Origin of the sequence: Cupriavidus gilardii (assembly GCF_013347325.1) — a bacterium.
GTDB classification, from domain to species: Bacteria; Pseudomonadota; Gammaproteobacteria; order Burkholderiales; family Burkholderiaceae; genus Cupriavidus; species Cupriavidus gilardii.
In genome coordinates, this window is the sequence record NZ_CP054624.1 from 2,159,800 (window position 1) to 2,178,057 (window position 18,258).

Here is an 18,258-nt window from a genome sequence, read left to right on the forward strand (position 1 = left end):
ATGCCGCTCAGCGGCGGTCGCCGTCGGCCAGTACCGCCACGCCGTCCGCGGCGACCACGCCCTGCCCTTGCGGCAGTACGAACAGCGGATTGATCTCGGCCTCCACCAGGCTGTCGCCCAGCGTGGCCACCATGCGCGAGAACGACACGATCGCATCGGCCAGCGCATCGATATCGGCGCGGGGCCGGCCACGAAAGCCCTGCAGCAACGAGGCGGTTTTCAACCGCTGCACCATCTGCAACGCCGCGCCGCGCGTCAGTCCACCATTGCCCGGCAGCAGCCGCAGCGTGGTGTCGCCGAACAGCTCCGCCGTCACGCCGCCCATGCCGAGCAGAATGGCCGTGCCCAGCGCATCGCGGTGCATGCCGACAATGACTTCGACCCCCTCCCTGACCATTTCCTGCACCAGATAGCGCTTCGGCGCGCTGCCGGTCGCGCCGCGGACGTCGGCGGCCATGCGGTCGAGCCGGGCGGCAATGCCCTCGGGCGGAACATTGACCGCGACTCCACCGATATCGCTCTTGTGCGTGATCTGCGCGGACAGCATCTTCAGCACGACGTTGCCGCCGAACGACCGCGCCGCGGCGGCCGCCTCCTCGCCATTGCCGACCACGACCTCGCGCGCGACCGGCACGCCAAAGGCGGCGAACAGCGCCTTTGCGGCCGCTTCGTCGAGCGAACCCGTGCCGAAGCGATCGAGTTGCGGTGCCGGCAGCGCCGGGGTACCGGCGTCCTCGTCGGCTGGGAGCCGTGCCGCGCGCAGCATCGCATCGAACGCAACGGAACAGCCCTCCGGGTCGGCAAAGGCGGGCACGCCGTTGCGGTTCAGCAGCGCCAGCGCCTGCGGCGCATGCGGACTGACGTAGGCGACCACCGGCTTGTCGGTCTCGGCCAGGCAATCGCCGATCGCATTGGCCATCAGGTCCGGCATGGCCACGCCCGACGAACCGACGATGACGGCCACGGCGTCGTAACCCTTGCTGTCGAGCAGCGTGCGAATCGCCGCGCGCAGCAGGTCGGGCTGCAGCCCCGCCAGCGTGACGTCGATGGGATTGCGGTCGAGGGCGGCATGGTCGCCCTTCTGCAGCGCGCGCAGCTTCGGCGCGGTGTCTTCGTCAGGCGGCGGCGTCTCGAATCCCGCCAGGCCGAGGCTGTCGGATACCAGCGTTCCCGCGCCGCCGGTCGAGGTCAGGATCGCGATGCGCTTGCCCTTCAGCCTGCGGCCAGTGGCCAATGCCGCGGGGATGTCCAGCAGGTCCGAGAACGATTGCGCGCGAATCACGCCGAGCTGCTCGAACAGTGCGTCGTACATGCGGTCGGCGCCGGCGAGCGCACCCGTATGCGACACCGCGGCGCGCGCGCCGCTCTCCGATCGGCCGATCTTGAAGGCGACCACCGGCTTGCCGGCACGGGCGCACTTCAGCGCCGCACGGCGGAACGCCTCGGGATTGCGCACGCTTTCGATGTAGAGGGCCACCACACGCGTCGCGTCATCGTCGGCCAGGTAGTCCATGAAGTCGGCCAGGTCCAGGTCCACCTCGTTGCTGGTGGAGATCAGCTTGGAAAGACCGATGCCCCGTGCCGCGGCGCGCGACAGCAACGCGCCGAGGATGCCCCCGCTTTGCGATACCACGCCGATATTGCCGGCGGGAAACGCGTCCATTTCCAGCGCACCGCTGGCCGACAGCGGGATGTTGTCGGTCAGATTGACCAGGCCGATCGTGTTGGGGCCGAGCAGGCGCATGCTGCCGGCCGCCTCGATCAGCTGCGCCTGGCGCCGCGCACCCTCGGCACCGGTCTCGGTATAGCCGCTCGCCAGCACGATGGCGGCGCCCGCCCCCTTGTCGGCCAGTTCGCGCACCGCCAGATGCGCGCGCTCGGCGCCCAGCAGCACGATGCCGACGTCCGGCACCTCCGGCAGCGACGCGATATCGGGATAGCAGCGCAAGCCGTCGATCGATTCGACCTTCGGGTTGACCGGATAGATCGCGCCGCCGAAGCCGTGCTTGCGCAGGTAGGACACCGGACGGCCGGCCGTCTTGGCAGGATCGGCCGACGCACCGATCACCGCCACGCTGCGCGGACTGACGAGTCGTTGGATCGCATTCATGGGTCAGCCCTTGCTGGCGGTCTTGTTCAGGAAGGCCAGCACGGCTTCGCGATGCTCGGTGCTGGTGTAGCAGATGCCCTGCGCCTGGCTGCCCTGCGCGAACACCTGGTCGGCCGGCAGCTCGAAGGACTGGTTGATGATGCTCTTGCCCAGTGCGATCGCGGTCGCCGAGCCCTGGCTTAGCTCACTGGCCCACGCCAGCGCGTCGGCGATCAACGTCTCCGGTTGGCTCAGGCGGTCCGCGATGCCCAGCGCCTTGGCCTCCTGCGCATCGACCTTGCGGCCGGTGAAGACCAGTTCCTTGGCGGTCGGCAGCCCCACGCGACGCGGCAGGAAATACATGCCGCCGCCGTCGGGAATCAGCCCCCGGTTGATATAGGACCAGGAGAACGAAGCCGCCTCGGAGGCCAGCACGAAATCGCAGCACAGCGCGGTATCGGCACCGAGGCCGGCCGCTGCGCCGTTGACCGCGGCGATCGTCGGCTTGGGCATCGTGTGCAGCAGCTTGACAGTGTGATGCACGCGCTGCTGGCGGCTCCAGCCGTTGAAGGCCACTTCGCCCGGCGGCGCTTCCATGCGGCGCTGCATGCCAGCCACGTCTCCACCGGCGCAGAAGCCCTTGCCGTTGCCGGTGAGCACCAGCGCCCGGATCGCCTTGTCGGCCGCCACGCGTTCGAGGGCGTCGATGAACTCGGCACGCATGTCGTCGCTCATCGCATTGCGCTTGTCCGGGCGGTTGAAGGTGATCAGCGCGATGCCCGATTCCACCCGCAGCTCGATAAGGGAATATTGGTCCATGATCCTGTTCTCGTTGCCTCGTTGTCTCGTTGTCTCGTTGTCCGGCCGCGCTCAGTCGACCGTGATGTTGGCCTGCTTGACGAGCTTGCTCCAGCGCTGGCTTTCGCCCTTGACGTAGCGGCCGAATTCCTCCGGCGTGCCGCCGCCGATGTTCAGGCCTTCCTGCTCGGCCCGCTTGCGGAACGACTCCGTCTGCACGGCCTTCTTTGCCGCCTCGTTCAGCCGGGCGATCACCGCCGGCGGCGTACCGGCGGGGGCGAACAGGCCATACCAGCTGTCGGCGGCGTAGTTCGGCACGCCGCTCTCGGCAATCGTCGGCACCTTGCTGAGGCCCGGGGCTTGCGAGCGCTGGGCAGTGGTCACCGCGACCGCGCGCAGCTTGCCGCTCTCCAGGTGCGGCGCCACCGCGGCCGCCGTGGCGAACATCATGTCGACCTGGCCGCCGAGCAGATCGGTGATCGCCGGGCCGGCACCGCGATAGGGGATATGGATCAGGTCCACCTTCGCCATGCTCTTGAACAGCTCGCCGGCCAGGTGCGCGGAAGTGCCGGCGCCCTGCGATGCATAGTTGAGCTTGCCCGGCTTCGCCCGCGCGGCGGCGATCAGGTCCTGCACCGTCTTGATCGGGCTGTCGGGCTTGACCACCAGCACATTGGGCGAGCGGCCCACCAGCATCACCGGCGTGAATGCCTTGTCGGTGTCGAACGGCAGCTTGCGGTGCAGGCTCGGATTGACGGCATGGGCAATGGTGGCCATTACCAGCGTGTAGCCGTCGGGCGCGCTCTTGGCGACCGCCTCGGTGCCGATGATGGTGCCGCCGCCGGGCTTGTTGTCGATGATCACCGGCTGGCCGAGGTCCTCGCTCATCGTGACGCCCATGGCGCGCGCGATCAGATCGGTGCCGCCGCCGGGGGCAAACGGCACGACCATGCGGATCGGCTTGTCGGGGAAGGCCGCCCACGCCGAGGACGGGGCCGTGGCCGCGATCGACAACGGGATGGCGGCGGCGGCGATGGCAAGACGTCGGAAGAATCCGGTGCGGGTGCAATGCATGGTCTGTCTCCTGAAGATGGGAGCGCCTCGGCGGTCGGACCGACCGCGCCGGCGCGCTTTCTTGTTGGTGACAGCTTAGGGCCTGCAACGCTGGTTCACACCCCCGAAATTCCACTGCATGGAACGATGGCATCGTTCGCGGCGGACATCGCCAGACATGAAAAAGCCCGGCGAGGTCGACAACCTTCGCCGGGCGGGGCGTGCCGCGGCGGCCCGGCCAACGTTGCCGCGCGCCTATCGGTTGACCGTCTTCGCGGGCATCGCCAGCACCAGTAGGCAGCTGCCCAGCAGGCACACCGCGAACAGGATCAGGCCGGCGCTCGGGCTATGGAACGTGTCCTTCATCCAGCCCAGCAGATAGGTCGCCGCAAACCCGCCGAGGTTGGCGATCGAACAGGCCAGCGCAATGCCGGCGGCCGCCGCGGTACCGCTGAGGAAGGTCGACGGCAGGCACCAGAACACCGGGAACGTGGCGACGATGCCGACGTTGGCCAGCGTCAGCAGCGCCAGTGTCGCGCCGGTATGGCCGGTGACGAAGGTACTGGCGACGAGGCCGAAGGCGCCGAACAGCACCGGCACCACGATATGCCAGCGGCGTTCGCGCGTCCGGTCCGAGTGTGCGCCGTTGATCAGCATGGCAACCACCGCCACGGCATGCGGAATCGCGGTCAGCAGGCCGATATGCAGCGGGCTGGCAACGCCGGAATCGCGGATGATGGTCGGCATCCAGAAGCCGATCGAGTACGTCCCCATCAGCAGGCACATGTCGATCACCCCAAGCATCCAGACGCGACGATCGGTGAAGGCGGCCTTCAGCGAATGCTGGTTCTCGACCAGCACGTCCGCTTGCAGATTGCGTTGCAGCGTGCGCTTCTCGGCGGCATCGAGCCATTTCGCCGAGTCGATGTTGTTGGGCAGATAGAAGAACACCATCACGCCCAGCAGCACCGAGGGCAGCGCCTCGAGGAAGAACAGCCATTGCCAGCCGGCATAGCCATAGACTCCGGCAAACGCCGTCATGATCCAGCCCGAGATCGGACTGCCGATCATGCTGGCCAGCGGCAGCCCGATCATGAACAGCGCAATGATCTTGCTGCGGCGATGCGTGGGATACCAGTAGGTCAGATACAGCAGCACGCCGGGCAGGAAGCCCGCTTCGGCCGCGCCCAGCAGGAATCGCAGGATATAGAACTGCGTGGGCGTGGTGACGAACATCGTGGCGCCCGACAGCAGGCCCCAGGTCACCATGATGCGGGCGATCCAGATACGCGCGCCGACCTTCTGCAGCACCAGGTTGCTCGGCACCTCGAACAGGATATAGCCGACGAAGAACAGGCCGGCACCCAGGCCGTAGACGGTCTCGCTGAACTTCAGGTCGTCGAGCATCTGCAGCTTGGCCAGGCCGACGTTGATGCGGTCCAGATAGGCGGCCAGATAGCACAGACAGAAGAACGGAATCAGACGCCATGTCACCTTGCGGTAGACATCCGGTTCCGTCGTTGGGGCCAGCACGCCGGCCGTTCCTTGAGGGTACTGATACGACATCTTCGCTCCTTGCTTGGTCTACCTTTGGGTGCTGGCGTCAACACCGTCCCCGCCTCGGCGTGCGATGACGCAAGGTGCGGAGCCGCTGTGACAGGGGTCCGATGCAGTGCGTGCTGCATCGTGATCGGGAATGGCTTGGCGAGCGCTGGCTGGTGCGGCGACCTCGTCGAACTTATTGCGCGCCGTGTCCGGCGGTGGACGCGCTGCCGCGTATTCGCGCCACCGCCTCGTCGACGCCCTGCCAGGCCGGCTTGTCCGGTGCGAAACGGGCCCGCAGGTAATGCACCAGTTCGGCCACCTGCCGGTCATCGAAGCTGTCGGCAAAGCCCGGCATCTCGCCCAGCGCATTGAACCGCGGGGCCGGGATGCCCTTGAGCACGGCCTGGATCACGTTGTCCGGCTTGTCGCCATGCAGATTGGTGTTCAGCGCCAGCGACGGTTTGACCCCGAACATCGGCACGCCCTGGTCGGATTGATGGCAGACCGCGCAGGCGCTCTGGTACAGCCGGTCGGCGGGGCCGGTCAGCGAGCGGGCCAGCGTCGCACTGCGCTGCTCCAGCGCGCGCGCCTGCCGGTCCAGCGCGGCGGCATCCGGCGGCGGCGCGTTGAACGAGGCGACGTAGTGCGCGATCGCGCGGACGTCGCTCTCGGGCAATTGCGCGATTTCTTCGACGACCGGCGCCATCGGCCCGGCCGCCGCGCCATGGCGCGCGGCGTAGCCGGTGCGCAAATACTGGAACAGGTCTTCCTCCGTCCAGGGAATCGGCGCGCGCGACAGCGAGGTCAATGCCGGCGCGTCCCACCCTTCGGCCTCTCCGCCGGTCAGGTAGGCGCGGCCGCCCTTCTCGGCGCCGAAGGCATTGCGCGGCGAATGGCAGGCGCTGCAATGCCCCAGCCCTTCGGCCAGATACGCACCCCGATTCCATTGCACCGAGCGCGACGGGTCGGGCCGGAACGGCTCGTTGCGATGGAACAGCAGGTTCCAGCCCGCCATCAGCGGCCGCAGATTGAAGGGGAACGCCAGCTCGGTCTTCGGCACCGGCGCATGCACCGGCTCGGCCGACATCAGGTACGCATACAGCGCGCGCATATCGCCCTCGCTGATCCTGGCGAAGGCGGTATAGGGGAAGGCGGGGTACAGCCGGCGTCCGTCGCGATGGATGCCTTCGCGCATCGCGCGCTCGAAGGCGGCGTACGACCAGTTGCCGATGCCGGTGTCGACATCGGGCGTGATGTTGGTGCTGTAGATCGTGCCGAACGGCGTCTCGAGCGGCAGGCCGCCGGCATTGCTGGCGCCATTGGGCGCGGTGTGGCAGACCGCGCAGTCGCCGGCCGCCGCCACCAGCCGGCCGCGTTCGATCGTCGCCGCGGAATAGAAACCCGGCTCGGGGGGCGCAACGGGTGCGATCGCCGATCGCCATGGCATCACGGTCGCGCACAGTCCCGCGATGGCGGCGCCGGCCGCGAGCAGCCAATTGCGCTTGCGCCTTGCGGGCGCGCCGTCGGCACGTTCCGCGGCGAGCGCCAGGCGAACGCGTTCGCCACTGAACGGTGGCTCGCGCAGCCGCACTCCGGTGGCATCGAAGATCGCATTGGCGATCGCGGCGGCCGCGGGCAGCATCGCGGCGGCACTGCCGCGCAGGCCCGCGGTCGTCGTCAGGCCGCCGACGACGCGGACCTCGGGCGCGAGCGTGCCGGCCGTGACGGGGAGCGCGGTGGCGTGATGGGACGCCGTCGCCCAGCTGTCGAACGACGGCGCCTGTGCCGTCAATCGCCGTGTCGCTTCGGCGATATCGTGCTCCAAGGCCGGCGCAGCGTCGCGCGTTCCGCCGGGGGACGGCGAGGGCGAGGGCGCGGACACCGCGCTGTCGTGACCGAGCGTGACCCGTGTCACGCTGACTTCGCCGCTGAACGCGTCCACCTCGACATCGGCGACCCACGCCGCCCAGCTCTGCGTCGGCTGCTCGCCATCGGTATCGAGCACGCTGGCGTAGGCGAAGCCGCGACCACGGCGAACGCTTGCCGACGTATCGCCCGACGCGGCCCGGGACACAGAGCGCTGCGCAGGCGCCTGCCACTCGGCCTGACGCAGCACCTGCCGAACCAGCGCCGCGCCCCGCGCGTCCTGCAGATGATTCAGGCGCAGTGCAACCGGATCGGTGCCGGCCAGCGCGGCCGCCTCGTCCAGATGCGATTCGCGCGCAAACACCTGCGCGACGGCAGCCGCCGAGGGATGGATGGCGATGGCGGCGGCCGTGGGCGCCGTATCGGCCGACACCGCTTCGAGATGGTCGATCCGATACGGCGGCACCAACCCGGCCTCATCATCTCCGCCGACATCCGACACCGCGGCCGGCGTACCGGTCTGGATCAAGGCCAGCGGCCGAACCTGCGCGGGCATCGCCGTGGCGGTGACCTGGTAGGCGGAGAACGCGGCAGCCTCGCCATCCGGCTCGGCACGGGCCGTCGCCATCGCGCTCGCGATGCGGGTCGTGATCCATCCCGCGGCATCGTCGAACGCGGCCGCGTCGAAGCGGACCCGCACCGGCGCACCGACCGCCCGCGCCAGCAGCGCGGCATCGGCGGCCGCATGGTGCGACACGCTGGCCCGCGCAGCCGCACCAGCGATGCCGGCCAATTTCGCCATATCGGCCATATCCGCCATATCGGCCATATCGGCACCGTCGTGCCAGCAGATCAGCGTGACGGCCGCCTCGGCAATCTCCAGCAGCTTCGCCAGCTCGGCACGCAGCGCACCGGGGCGGCTGTCCGGCAGCCAGACCCGCAGCTCGCCTCCGTTCCAATCCGCGATCGCGGTGGCGGCAGGCGGGGCAATGCCGGCCAGGGGCCAGCGGTAGTCCTGTTCGAGTCGCAAGGGCGCCGCGGCCAGCGCCGCCGCTGCGTCGCCATGCGAGGCGAGGACGCGGCGCCGGCGCGGAACACGCTGGTCGGTACGGCTGCCGGCTTCGGACCATACAGGACGCAACGCGGCCACGCCGGCAGCCGCCCGCGCGGGCGAGCGTGCCACCACGGCGAGGAAGCTGCCGCGCGCGACCACCGCGACCACATCGGGCACCGCGCGTGCCGCCTCGGCATCGAACCGGCGCAGCGTCGCGGCATGGGGATGACGGGGCCGGACGACTTCGCCGAACAGCCATTTCTCCCGTGCGGGCGGTGGGACCGGCATGGCCACGCCGGCTCCCTCGGCGATGTCCCCGCCGGGCATCCGTGCCAGATCGTTCATCGCCGCTCCGCCTGTTCGCCGGCCTGCCGCAGCAATACCGCAGCGCGCTTGACCGCGCGGACGATCTCGACATGCGTGCCGCAGCGGCACAGATTGAAGCGCAGCGCCTCGCGAATCTGTTCGTCGGTGGGATCGGGTTGCGTCGACAGGAAGGCCCTGGCGGTCATGATCATGCCGTTCAGGCAGTAGCCGCACTGGGCCGCCTGTTCATCGATGAAGGCTTGCTGCACCGGATCCAGCCGCTCGCCCTGTGCAAGGCCTTCCAGCGTGGTCACCGCGTGCCCCACCGCGGCCCTGACCGGCACCACGCACGAACGCGCCGCCACGCCGTCGATCAGCACCGTGCAGGCCCCGCACTGGCCCAGCCCGCAGCCATACTTGGGCCCGTTGCATTCCAGGTCGTTGCGCAGGATATAGAGCAGCGGCGTCGCGGGGTCGGCGCAGACCGATCGTTCGGTGCGGTTGACGTTCAGCGCGAGCTGGCTGGGGGAACGGGACACGCTCATGGGGGCTGGCTTGGCATGGGGGCGGCAATGCGAGGTTGCCGCGCCTCCGGGATTCACGGTTCATCTCCGGCCGGACCGCGCCGGCCGCACCGCACCGGCGGGCCCGAGGACCCGCGCAAGACCTGCGCTCAGGCTGCGGCGGCCGCGGCGGCCGCGCTGGCTGCCGCCGGGGCGGCGGCGGGCCTGACCAACGGTACCTCGAACACATCGTAGCCGAAGCACCAGTCCGGATTCTCGTTGGTGCGCAGCCAGGTGTTTTCGTGCGAGACCCGTTGCACCCTGCTGGCGCGCTCGGCGCGGTTCGCCTCGTACAACGCAAAGGTCGTGCCGAAGTCGTCGAGCCCGGCTTCGACGAAGCAGCGCGCCAGCATCGCGGCGTCCTCGATCGCCATCGCCGCGCCCTGGGCCATATGCGGCTTCATCGGATGGCAGGCGTCGCCCAGCAGCACCAGACGGCCGCGGCTCCACAGCGGCAGCGGGTCGCGCTCGAGCAGCGGCCACTTGGTGACCTCGACCGTGCCTTCGATCAGCGACTGCACGCCCTGGTGCCAGCCATCGAAGGCCGCGCGCATCTCCTCGACGCTGCTCGGCAGCCAGCTCTTGCTCATATCCCATGTGGGCTCGGGCACGCCGGTCACGTAGTAGATCTCGTCGAGCTTGCTGGTATCGAAATAGACCATCATGTGGCGATCGTCGGACCACCACTTGGTGCAGCGCTCGTGCGTAAAGCCCTTGACGCGCGAGATCGGAAACACCGCGCGATGCGCGATATAGCCGGTGTACTTGGGCGGCTCGGCGCCCAGCAGCGATTCGCGGATCTTCGAATTGACGCCGTCGGCGCCGATCACGATGTCGGCCTCCTCGACGGTGCCATCGGCAAAGCTCAGGCGCACCACGTCGCCCAGATCCTCGACCTGGGTCAGCTTCTTGTCGAACAGCAGCGTGCCGGGCGCGACCGCATCGGTCAGCAGCGCGTGGAAGTCGCCGCGGTGCACGGTCAGATAGGTGGCGCCGTAATGGGACACCGCGTAGTCGCCGAGCGGGATCTGCGCGATCACCTCGCCGGTCTTCCAGTCGCGGCTGTACCAGTAGTCAGGATGGCAGCCCATCGCGTTGAGTCCGTCCTCGATGCCGATCCTGCGCATGATCTTCATCACGTTGGGCCCGACATGGATGCCGGCGCCAAGCCGCGAGAACGCCGGGGCCTGCTCATACAGCCTGACGTTGAAACCCTGACGCTGCAGCAGCGCGGCCGCGGCCGTTCCTCCCAGTCCTGCACCGATCACGGCGATCCGAGGTTTGCCTTGCACGTTTTTTCTCCTGGCCATCACTTCCAATCCAACACGGTTCGCGCCGGCCGTGGCCAGCGATTGGAATTGAGTGTACACACCATATTTTTGTGCGTAAAGGCGAAATGCGACGACTCGGTGTAATCCCTAGGTATGGAGGTGCTAGAAACGATGCAGCGCGCCATATACGTGAAATCACGCACCATTCTCGTCATTCGTTCGTTGAGTACTTACTAAAATGGTGCATTCGGCACGGCGTTGGAGATGGTTGTCGTAATACAGTGTGTACACTACAATGATCCAACACACGCGAGACGGCTTGCCGTGGCGCCCCCCTCTACCGACAAAACGGAGTCGACAGTGCAGAAAGTCTTCCGGATCGGCCAGATCGTGCCGAGCTCCAACACCACCATGGAAACCGAGATCCCCGCGATGCTGGCGGCGCGCCAATTGGTGCGCCCGGAACGGTTCACCTTCCATTCGAGCCGGATGCGGATGAAGACGGTCAAGAAGGAAGAGCTCGCCGCGATGGACGCCGAATCGGACCGCTGCGCGATCGAACTCAGCGATGCGCGGGTCGACGTGCTGGGCTACGCCTGCCTCGTGGCGATCATGTCGATGGGGCGCGGCTATCACCGCGTGTCGGAGGAGCGCCTGCAGTCGCGCACCGCCGAGAACGACGGCACCGCGCCGGTGGTGACCAGCGCCGGCGCGCTGGTCACCGCGCTGAAGGTGATCGGCGCCAAACGCATCGCGCTGGTCGCGCCCTATATGAAGCCGCTGACCGAGCTGGTGGTCGACTACATCCGGAACGAGGGCTACGAGGTCGTCGACTGGCGCGCGCTGGAGATCCCGGACAACCTGGAGGTGGGCCGCCACGACCCGAATCGCTTGCCGGCCATCGTCGCGCAGATGAATACACGCGATGTCGATGCCGTGGTGCTGTCGGCCTGCGTGCAGATGCCTTCGCTGCCGGTGGTCGAGAAGGTCGAGGCGATGACCGGCAAGCCGGTGATCACCGCCGCGATCGCGACGACCTACGCGATGCTGAAGGCGCTGGACCTGGAGGCGGTGGTGCCGGGCGGCGGCACGCTGCTGTCGGGCGCGTACTGAGCGGAGGGCCGTCATGACCGCATCCTTTCCGTACGGCGGCAACGTCCTCGCCAATGGCATCCGTCAGCACTATCTGCGCTACGGCGGACCGGGCGAGGGCCGCGATGCGCGCGACCCGGTCATCGTCGTGCCGGGCATCACTTCCCCTGCCATCACCTGGGGCTTCGTCGGCGAACGCTTCGGCCGCCAGTTCGATACCTATGTGCTCGACGTGCGCGGCCGCGGCCTGTCGGAGGCTGGCGACGCGCTGGACTACAGCCTCGATGCGCAGGCGGCCGACGTGATCGCCTTCGCCGAGGCACTGGGCCTGCGGCGCTACAGCCTGGTCGGCCATTCGATGGGCGCGCGCATCGGCCTGCGGGCGGCGCGCGCCAGGCCGGCCGGCCTGGCGCGACTGGCCATGATCGACCCGCCGGTGTCCGGCCCAGGCCGCCGGCCCTATCCCTCGCAGCTGCCCTGGTATGTCGATTCGATCCGGCTGGCGCGCCGCGGCATCGATGCCGAAGGCATGCGCGCGTTCTGTCCGACCTGGACGGAGGCGCAATTGCGGCTGCGTGCCGAATGGCTGCATACCTGCGACGAGCGCGCGGTGGTGGCCAGCTTCGACGGCTTCCACCAGGACGACGTGCATGCCGACATGCCGCATGTCGCCGTGCCGGCGCTGCTGATGGTCGCGGGCCGCGGCGACGTGATCCGCCCGGAGGATGTCGAGGAAATCCGCGGCCTGATGCCGCAGCTGCAAGTGGCGCGCGTGCCCGATGCCGGCCACATGATTCCGTGGGACGACGAGGCCGGGTTCTATCGCGCCTTCGGCGATTTCCTGGGCGCGCCGCTGCAGCCATGAGCGCCCCGCCAACCTTCACCGATTCACCGAGCAAGGAGAACGCATGCCGGTAAGCGATCATGATCTGACGCAGGCCTGGAAGCAGGTGCTGACGCTGTCGAAGCTGCAGCCGGGCCAGAGCGTCACCGTGCTGACCAGCGCCGCCACGCATCCGCAGACGATGCGCACCGCGCTGCTGGCGGCCTCGTCGATGGGCGCCATCGTCAATCGGCTCGATTTGCCGCCTGTCAATGCCGACAAGGCGCTGAGCCGCGATTCGCTGGCGTACCTGGGCACCACGCCGCTGACCGGCAATCCGGCGGCGATCGCGGCGCTCAAGGCCAGCGACCTGGTGCTCGACCTGATGACGCTGCTGTTCTCACCAGAACAGCACGAGATCCTCGCCACCGGCACGAAAATCCTGCTGGCGGTGGAGCCGCCCGAGGTGCTGGTGCGGCTGGTGCCGACCGAAGCGGACCGCACGCGCGTGCGCGCGGCCACCGCGCGGCTGTCGCGCGCGCGCGAGATGCATATCGTCTCCGACGCGGGCACCGATCTGCGCTGCGCGCTCGGCGAATTCCCGGCCATCAGCGAGTACGGCTTCGTCGACGAACCCGGCCGCTGGGACCACTGGCCCAGCGGCTTCGTGCTGACCTGGCCCAACGAGGGCGGCACCAACGGCCGCATCGTGCTCGATCGCGGCGACATCCTGCTGCCGATGAAGTCCTATCTGCAGGCGCCGATCGATATCACCGTCGAGAACGGCTATGTCACGTCGATCGACGGCGAGCTCGACGCCGAGCTGCTGGCCGACTACATGGCCTCGTTCCATGACCCGGAAGCCTATGCGATGTCGCACATCGGCTGGGGCCTGCAGCCGCGCGCGCGCTGGTCCACGCTGGCGATGTACGACCGCGAGGCGACCATCGGCATGGACGCGCGCGCCTATGAAGGCAATTTCCTGTGCTCGTTCGGTCCGAACAACGAGGCCGGCGGCAGCCGCACCACCGCCTGCCACATCGACATCCCGGTGCGCCATTGCACCGTCAGCCTTGATGGCGAGACGGTGGTCGAGCGTGGCCGCGTGATGGATGGCGGCGCCCCGGTGCAGCACGCCTTCGACTATCGAACCGATGGAGCCTGACATGCACGATGAAGTCTCGACGTACCAGCGCCAGGGCTTTGGCGCGACCATGGAGATCGCCGCGCCGTTCGGCCTGCTGATCATCGATTTCGTCAACGGCTTTGCCGATCCGGCGGTGTTCGGCGGCGGCAATATTCCGCAGGCGATCGCCAACACCGGGCCGCTGCTGGCCGCGGCGCGCGAACAAGGCTGGCCGGTCGCGCATACGCGCATCGTCTTTGCCGGCGACGACGCCGACCGCAATGTCTTCACGCAGAAGGTGCCGGGCATGCTGACGCTGAAGGAAGCCAGCCACGACAGCGCGATCGTGCCCGAGTTGGCGCCGCGCGACGGCGAGCTGGTGGTGCGCAAGACGGTGCCGTCGGCGTTCTTCGGCACCTCGCTGGCGGCCTGGCTGGCGCACCGGGGCGTGCGCACGCTGCTGGTGGCGGGCTGCGTGACCAGCGGCTGCGTGCGCGCCAGCGTGGTCGACGCGATGTCGCATGGCTTCCGCCCGCTGGTGCTGTCCGATTGCGTCGGCGATCGCGCACTGGGCCCGCATCAGGCCAATCTGTTCGATATGGAGCAGAAGTACGCCACCGTGATGCCGCGCGACGAGGCGCTGGCGGCAATCGCTGCCGGGCGGGATCGCTAAGGCTTCGACGCGCCGACGGAGACCGCCGATGCGCCCCGCTTCAGCCGGCCGTCGCCACGCGGGCGCTCGGTCCGCTCTTGCTCGCGGTCTTGTTCGCTGTCTTGCGTGCCGCCTTGCGCGCGGCCTTGGCCGGGCGCGATGCCGCCGGCAGTTCCACCGCATCGGCCTGCTCCGCGGCAATGGCAGGCCGGCAGACCGCGTTCAGCACGGTGTGCTGCATCACGTCGCGCCAGTGCTCGAGCGCGGGCTTGCTCATCATCGGCTCGCCGAGGAAGGCGCTCAGCGTGTGGTGGTTCGAGTTGTAGAAGTAGCCCAGCGAGGCGATCACCAGATAGATGTCGCGGGCGCGCACCTCGGCGCGGAAATGGCCGCTGGCCTTGCCGCGCTCGAGCACGCCGTCGAGCACCGACAGCGCGTAGCTGGAGATTTCCTTGAGCCGGCCCGACTTCTTCGCATGCCGGCCCTGGCTGATATTCTCGCTGGTCAGGATCGCGACAAACTCGGGATGGTCCAGGTAGTAATGCCAGACGAAATCGGTCAGCTGCATCAGCGCGCGCACCGGATTTTCCGGGTCGAGCTCGAGGCCCTGCTCGGCCTCGTTCAACTGCGTGTAGATGGTCTCGAGCACTTCGACGAACAGCTTTTCCTTGCTGCCGAAGTAGTAGTAGATCATCCGGTCGTAGGTCTTGGCGAGCGACGAGATGCGCTCGACCCGTCCACCGTCGTAGCCGCGCTCGGCGAACACCTTGATGGCCGCCTTGAGGATCTTGGCGCGCGTATCCTGGGCTTGCCGGGCCCGCGTGCCGGCCGCTGCCCTGGTTCTTGCCGTCGCGGTGGTCATGTCGTCGGTTGCGAGGATCTGGCGTTGCGAAGCTGCCAGTATAACTGTCGAAGGTGCGGGAGGCCGCACGCCTCGCGGGCCGCGCGGCGCCGCGCTGGCCATGTCGACATCCTGGCGGCACAGCCGCCATCGAAGGGAAACGAAGCCAATGCCGATGCACGACGATGATTCACCGCGCGCCCTGAGAATGGCGCTGGCGCAGGCCCGCGGCGTGCTGCTGATCACGCGCCCCGCGCAGGCGGCGCCCAAACCCGCACCCGGCCAACCCGGCGCCGCTTCCGACCATGTACCGGCGCTGCCGGATGTCTTCGTCGCCGTGCGCGCGGACGGCGAGGTGCTGGCCTTCAATGGCCACGTCGATCTCGGCACGGGTATCCGCACGGCGCTCGCGCAGATCGTCGCCGAGGAACTTGACGTACCGCTCGCTTCGGTGCGAATGGTGCTCGGGCATACCGATGCTACGCCGAACCAGGGCCCGACCATCGCCAGCGCGACGATCCAGATTTCCGCGCAACCGCTGCGGCGTGCCGCGGCGCAGGCGCGCGCGTTCCTGGTGGCGCGTGCCGCCGAGCGCCTCGGTGCGAGCGCCGACAGCCTGGTCGTCGACGACGGCCGCATTCGTGTCCGTCAGCCGGGCAGCCCGGCCAGCGATACGCCTGCCGAAGCGGGCCTGGCCTACGGCGCCCTGCTCGGCGACGAGCACATCGAACTGCCGCTTGCCGACGAGATCGCGACCAAGCCGGCCAGCGCCTATCGCGTGGTCGGCAAGGCCGCGCCGCGCGTCGATATTCCGGCCAAGGCCACCGGCGCGCTGACCTTCGTCCATGACGTGCGCGTGCCCGGCATGCTGCATGGACGCGTGATCCGTCCCCCGTATGCGGGGCGCGATGCCGGCGACTTCGTGGGGCACAGCCTGATCTCGGTGGATCGCGACTCGATCCGCGACGTGCCGGGCGTGGTCGAGGTCGTGACGATCGGCGATTTCGTCGGCGTGGTCGCGCAGCGCGAGGAGCAGGCGATCGAAGCGGCGCGCCGGCTGCGTGTGCGGTGGCAGGCCGCGCCGCCATTGCCGCGGCTGGACGACCCCGAACCGGCGCTGCGTGCGAACCCCGCCAAACGGCGCGAGCTGCGCGCCGAGGGCGAGGCCGCACCGCCGCCGCGGCAAGGCGCCGCCACGCTGAAGCGCGGCTATGTATGGCCCTACCAGATGCACGCGTCGATCGGGCCCTCCTGCGGCGTGGCCCACTGGCGAGATGAAGGGCGCGATGAAGGGCGCGGCGGTGCGGACGGCGGCATGCTGACGGTCTGGTCCGGCACGCAGAACCCCCATGTGCTGCGCATCGACCTGGCGCGCCTGACCGGCCTCGACGAAGGCCGGATCGAGATCGTGCGGATGGAAGCGGCGGGCTGCTATGGCCGCAACTGCGCGGACGACGTCTGCGCCGACGCCGTGCTGCTGTCCCGCGCGGTGGGCAGGCCGGTGCGCGTGCAGCTGTCGCGCGAACAGGAACATCTGTGGGAACCCAAGGGCGCCGCCCAACTGATGGACGTGCAGGGCACACTCGGCGCCGGCGGCGCGCTGCTGGGCTACGACTTCGTCAGCCGCTATCCGTCAAATGACGCGCCGACGCTGGCGCTGCTGCTGACCGGCAGAATGGATCCGGCGCCGCGCATGCTGGAGATGGGCGACCGCACCGCGGTGCCGCCCTACGACTACGCGCAAGTGCACATCGCCTGCGACGATACGCCGGCCATCGTTCGCGCCGCCTGGTTGCGCGGCGTGTCGGCGCTGCCCAATACCTTCGCGCATGAGTGCTTCATCGACGAACTCGCGCACGAGGCGGGCGCGGACCCGCTGGCCTTTCGGCTGCGCCACCTTCGCGACGAACGAGCGGCGGACCTGCTGCGCGCCGTCGGCGAGGAAGCGCTGTGGCGCGATGGCCAGCGCGGTACGCGCGGCATCCCCGATGCCGATGGCAAGCTGCGCGGCCGCGGCATCGCCTATGCCCGCTATATCCACAGCAAGTTCCCCGGCTTCGGCGCTGCCTGGTCGGCGTGGATCGTCGATCTGGAGGTCGAGCCCGACAGCGGCAGCATTCGCGTGCTGCGCGTGGTGGTGGGCCAGGACACCGGCATGATGGTCAACCCGGACGGCGTCCGCCATCAGGTGCATGGCAATGTGGTGCAGACCCTCAGCCGCGCGTTGAAGGAGCGGGTCCGTTTCGATCGCGACGGCGTCGCCAGCCGCGAATGGGGCAGCTATCCGCTGCTGACCTTCCCGGAGCTGCCACCGATTACGGTGGTGCTGATGCCTCGCCAGCACGAGGCGCCGCTGGGCGCCGGCGAGTCCGCCTCGCTGCCGGGCGCGCCGGCACTGGCCAATGCGCTGTTCGATGCCACCGGCCTGAGGCTGCGCCGGCCGCCGTTTACGCCGGAGTCGGTGCGGGCGGCGTTGGCGGAAACGGAAGCGGTGGCCGATTGAAAGCCGCTGCGTACCCCCCTGCGCGGGAACGACTACCTTGGCGATCGCGCGTTATGACCCGGACTCCCGCTCGTCGAACTCGCTCATCTTCTTGAGCAGATAGGTGATCGCGACGCGCTCGGCGGGATTGAGGTCGCCGAAGGTCTGCTCGGTGATCTGGTGCGCGAACGGAATGGTCTGGTCGATCAGCGCCAACCCCGCCGGCGTGACGGTGACGACCACCTTGCGCCGGTCGCTCGGGTCATGCGACACCGCGATCAGCTCGCGCGCCTTCAGCCGTTCGATGATGCCGCGCACCGTGGCCTGATCGATCGCCGTGGCGCGCACGATCTCGCTGAGCGAGCACGACTGCCGCTCCTTGACCGCGCACAGCACGACGAACTGCGCCGCGGTCAGCTGCGAATCGGGAATGGTCTGCTGGAAGATCGCGACATGCCGCTGATAGGCCCGCCGCAGCAGGTGGCCGACCTGAACGGTGAAATCGTAGGAAGGGACCGGCGTCTTGTTCTTGTTGGATGACGAGGTGGACACTTTGCGTGGCGGCATCGGTAGGAGTGTTGCGCAGAGTATATCGGGCACGGCCTCGCTACGGGGCCTTCGCCGCCGCTTTCCGTGCCGGGTTCGCGCGGGTTTCGCGGGCGTTTCGCGGGGTTTTCGCGGGCATCTTGCAGCAGAA

14 protein-coding genes are annotated in these 18,258 nt (G+C 68.6%); 5 read left to right on the forward strand and 9 right to left on the reverse strand.

Annotation, left to right across the window (positions count from 1 at the left end; all coding sequences use genetic code 11):
- Window positions 1-7 precede the first annotated feature (7 nt).
- From FOB47_RS09745 to FOB47_RS09775, 7 genes are all read right to left on the reverse strand, one after another.
- Window positions 8-2,110, reverse strand: a complete 2,103-nt coding sequence (locus FOB47_RS09745) for an acetate--CoA ligase family protein (protein ID WP_174780745.1) — start codon at window positions 2,108-2,110, stop codon at window positions 8-10.
- Window positions 2,111-2,113: 3 nt separating this feature from the next.
- Window positions 2,114-2,908, reverse strand: a complete 795-nt coding sequence (locus tag FOB47_RS09750; protein WP_174780746.1) for an enoyl-CoA hydratase/isomerase family protein — start codon at window positions 2,906-2,908, stop codon at window positions 2,114-2,116.
- A gap of 51 nt (window positions 2,909-2,959) precedes the next feature.
- Window positions 2,960-3,961, reverse strand: a complete 1,002-nt coding sequence (locus FOB47_RS09755) for a tripartite tricarboxylate transporter substrate binding protein (protein WP_053823321.1) — start codon at window positions 3,959-3,961, stop codon at window positions 2,960-2,962.
- Window positions 3,962-4,195: 234 nt separating this feature from the next.
- Entirely contained in the window at window positions 4,196-5,506 is a 1,311-nt protein-coding gene (locus FOB47_RS09760; protein ID WP_053823320.1) for an MFS transporter, read from the reverse strand.
- 172 nt (window positions 5,507-5,678) lie between these two features.
- Entirely contained in the window at window positions 5,679-8,750 is a 3,072-nt protein-coding gene (locus FOB47_RS09765; RefSeq protein ID WP_174780747.1) for a cytochrome c, read from the reverse strand.
- Entirely contained in the window at window positions 8,747-9,256 is a 510-nt protein-coding gene (locus FOB47_RS09770; protein WP_244959223.1) for a (2Fe-2S)-binding protein, read from the reverse strand. The genes FOB47_RS09765 and FOB47_RS09770 overlap by 4 nt, the downstream gene beginning before the upstream one ends.
- Window positions 9,257-9,384: 128 nt before the next feature.
- A complete protein-coding gene (locus FOB47_RS09775; protein ID WP_174780748.1) occupies window positions 9,385-10,566 on the reverse strand; it encodes an FAD-dependent monooxygenase in 1,182 nt (393 codons plus the stop codon).
- A gap of 339 nt (window positions 10,567-10,905) precedes the next feature.
- On the opposite strand from FOB47_RS09775, the gene FOB47_RS09780 reads away from it, so the two are divergent.
- From FOB47_RS09780 to FOB47_RS09795, 4 genes are read left to right on the forward strand one after another with little or no spacing between them, the layout of a single operon-like run.
- Window positions 10,906-11,658 (forward strand): maleate cis-trans isomerase family protein, encoded by a 753-nt coding sequence (locus FOB47_RS09780; RefSeq protein ID WP_390884793.1) that lies wholly within the window; start codon window positions 10,906-10,908, stop codon window positions 11,656-11,658.
- 13 nt (window positions 11,659-11,671) lie between these two features.
- The gene (locus FOB47_RS09785) at window positions 11,672-12,502 is read left to right on the forward strand and encodes an alpha/beta fold hydrolase (protein WP_053823317.1); all 831 of its coding nucleotides are present in this window, start codon (window positions 11,672-11,674) and stop codon (window positions 12,500-12,502) included.
- Window positions 12,503-12,545: 43 nt separating this feature from the next.
- Window positions 12,546-13,625 carry a 2,5-dihydroxypyridine 5,6-dioxygenase NicX family protein gene (locus tag FOB47_RS09790; RefSeq protein ID WP_174780749.1) on the forward strand — a complete coding sequence of 360 codons (1,080 nt, stop codon included), beginning with the start codon at window positions 12,546-12,548 and terminating at the stop codon, window positions 13,623-13,625.
- Between the two features lies 1 nt (window position 13,626).
- Entirely contained in the window at window positions 13,627-14,259 is a 633-nt protein-coding gene (locus FOB47_RS09795) for an N-carbamoylsarcosine amidohydrolase (protein ID WP_174780750.1), read from the forward strand.
- Window positions 14,260-14,299: 40 nt separating this feature from the next.
- Here the strand turns inward: FOB47_RS09795 and FOB47_RS09800 are convergent, their stop codons facing one another.
- Window positions 14,300-15,100: a TetR/AcrR family transcriptional regulator gene (locus FOB47_RS09800; RefSeq protein WP_053823314.1), complete on the reverse strand. Its 801-nt coding sequence runs from the start codon at window positions 15,098-15,100 to the stop codon at window positions 14,300-14,302.
- A gap of 148 nt (window positions 15,101-15,248) precedes the next feature.
- Here FOB47_RS09800 and FOB47_RS09805 point away from each other — a divergent pair, with 148 nt between their 5' ends.
- The gene (locus FOB47_RS09805) at window positions 15,249-17,582 is read left to right on the forward strand and encodes a xanthine dehydrogenase family protein molybdopterin-binding subunit (protein WP_174780751.1); all 2,334 of its coding nucleotides are present in this window, start codon (window positions 15,249-15,251) and stop codon (window positions 17,580-17,582) included.
- A 51-nt stretch (window positions 17,583-17,633) separates the two neighbouring features.
- On the opposite strand, the gene FOB47_RS09810 is transcribed toward FOB47_RS09805, so the two are convergent.
- On the reverse strand, window positions 17,634-18,128 hold the full coding sequence (locus FOB47_RS09810) for a MarR family winged helix-turn-helix transcriptional regulator (protein ID WP_174780752.1): 495 nt from the start codon (window positions 18,126-18,128) through the stop codon (window positions 17,634-17,636).
- Window positions 18,129-18,258: the final 130 nt, after the last annotated feature.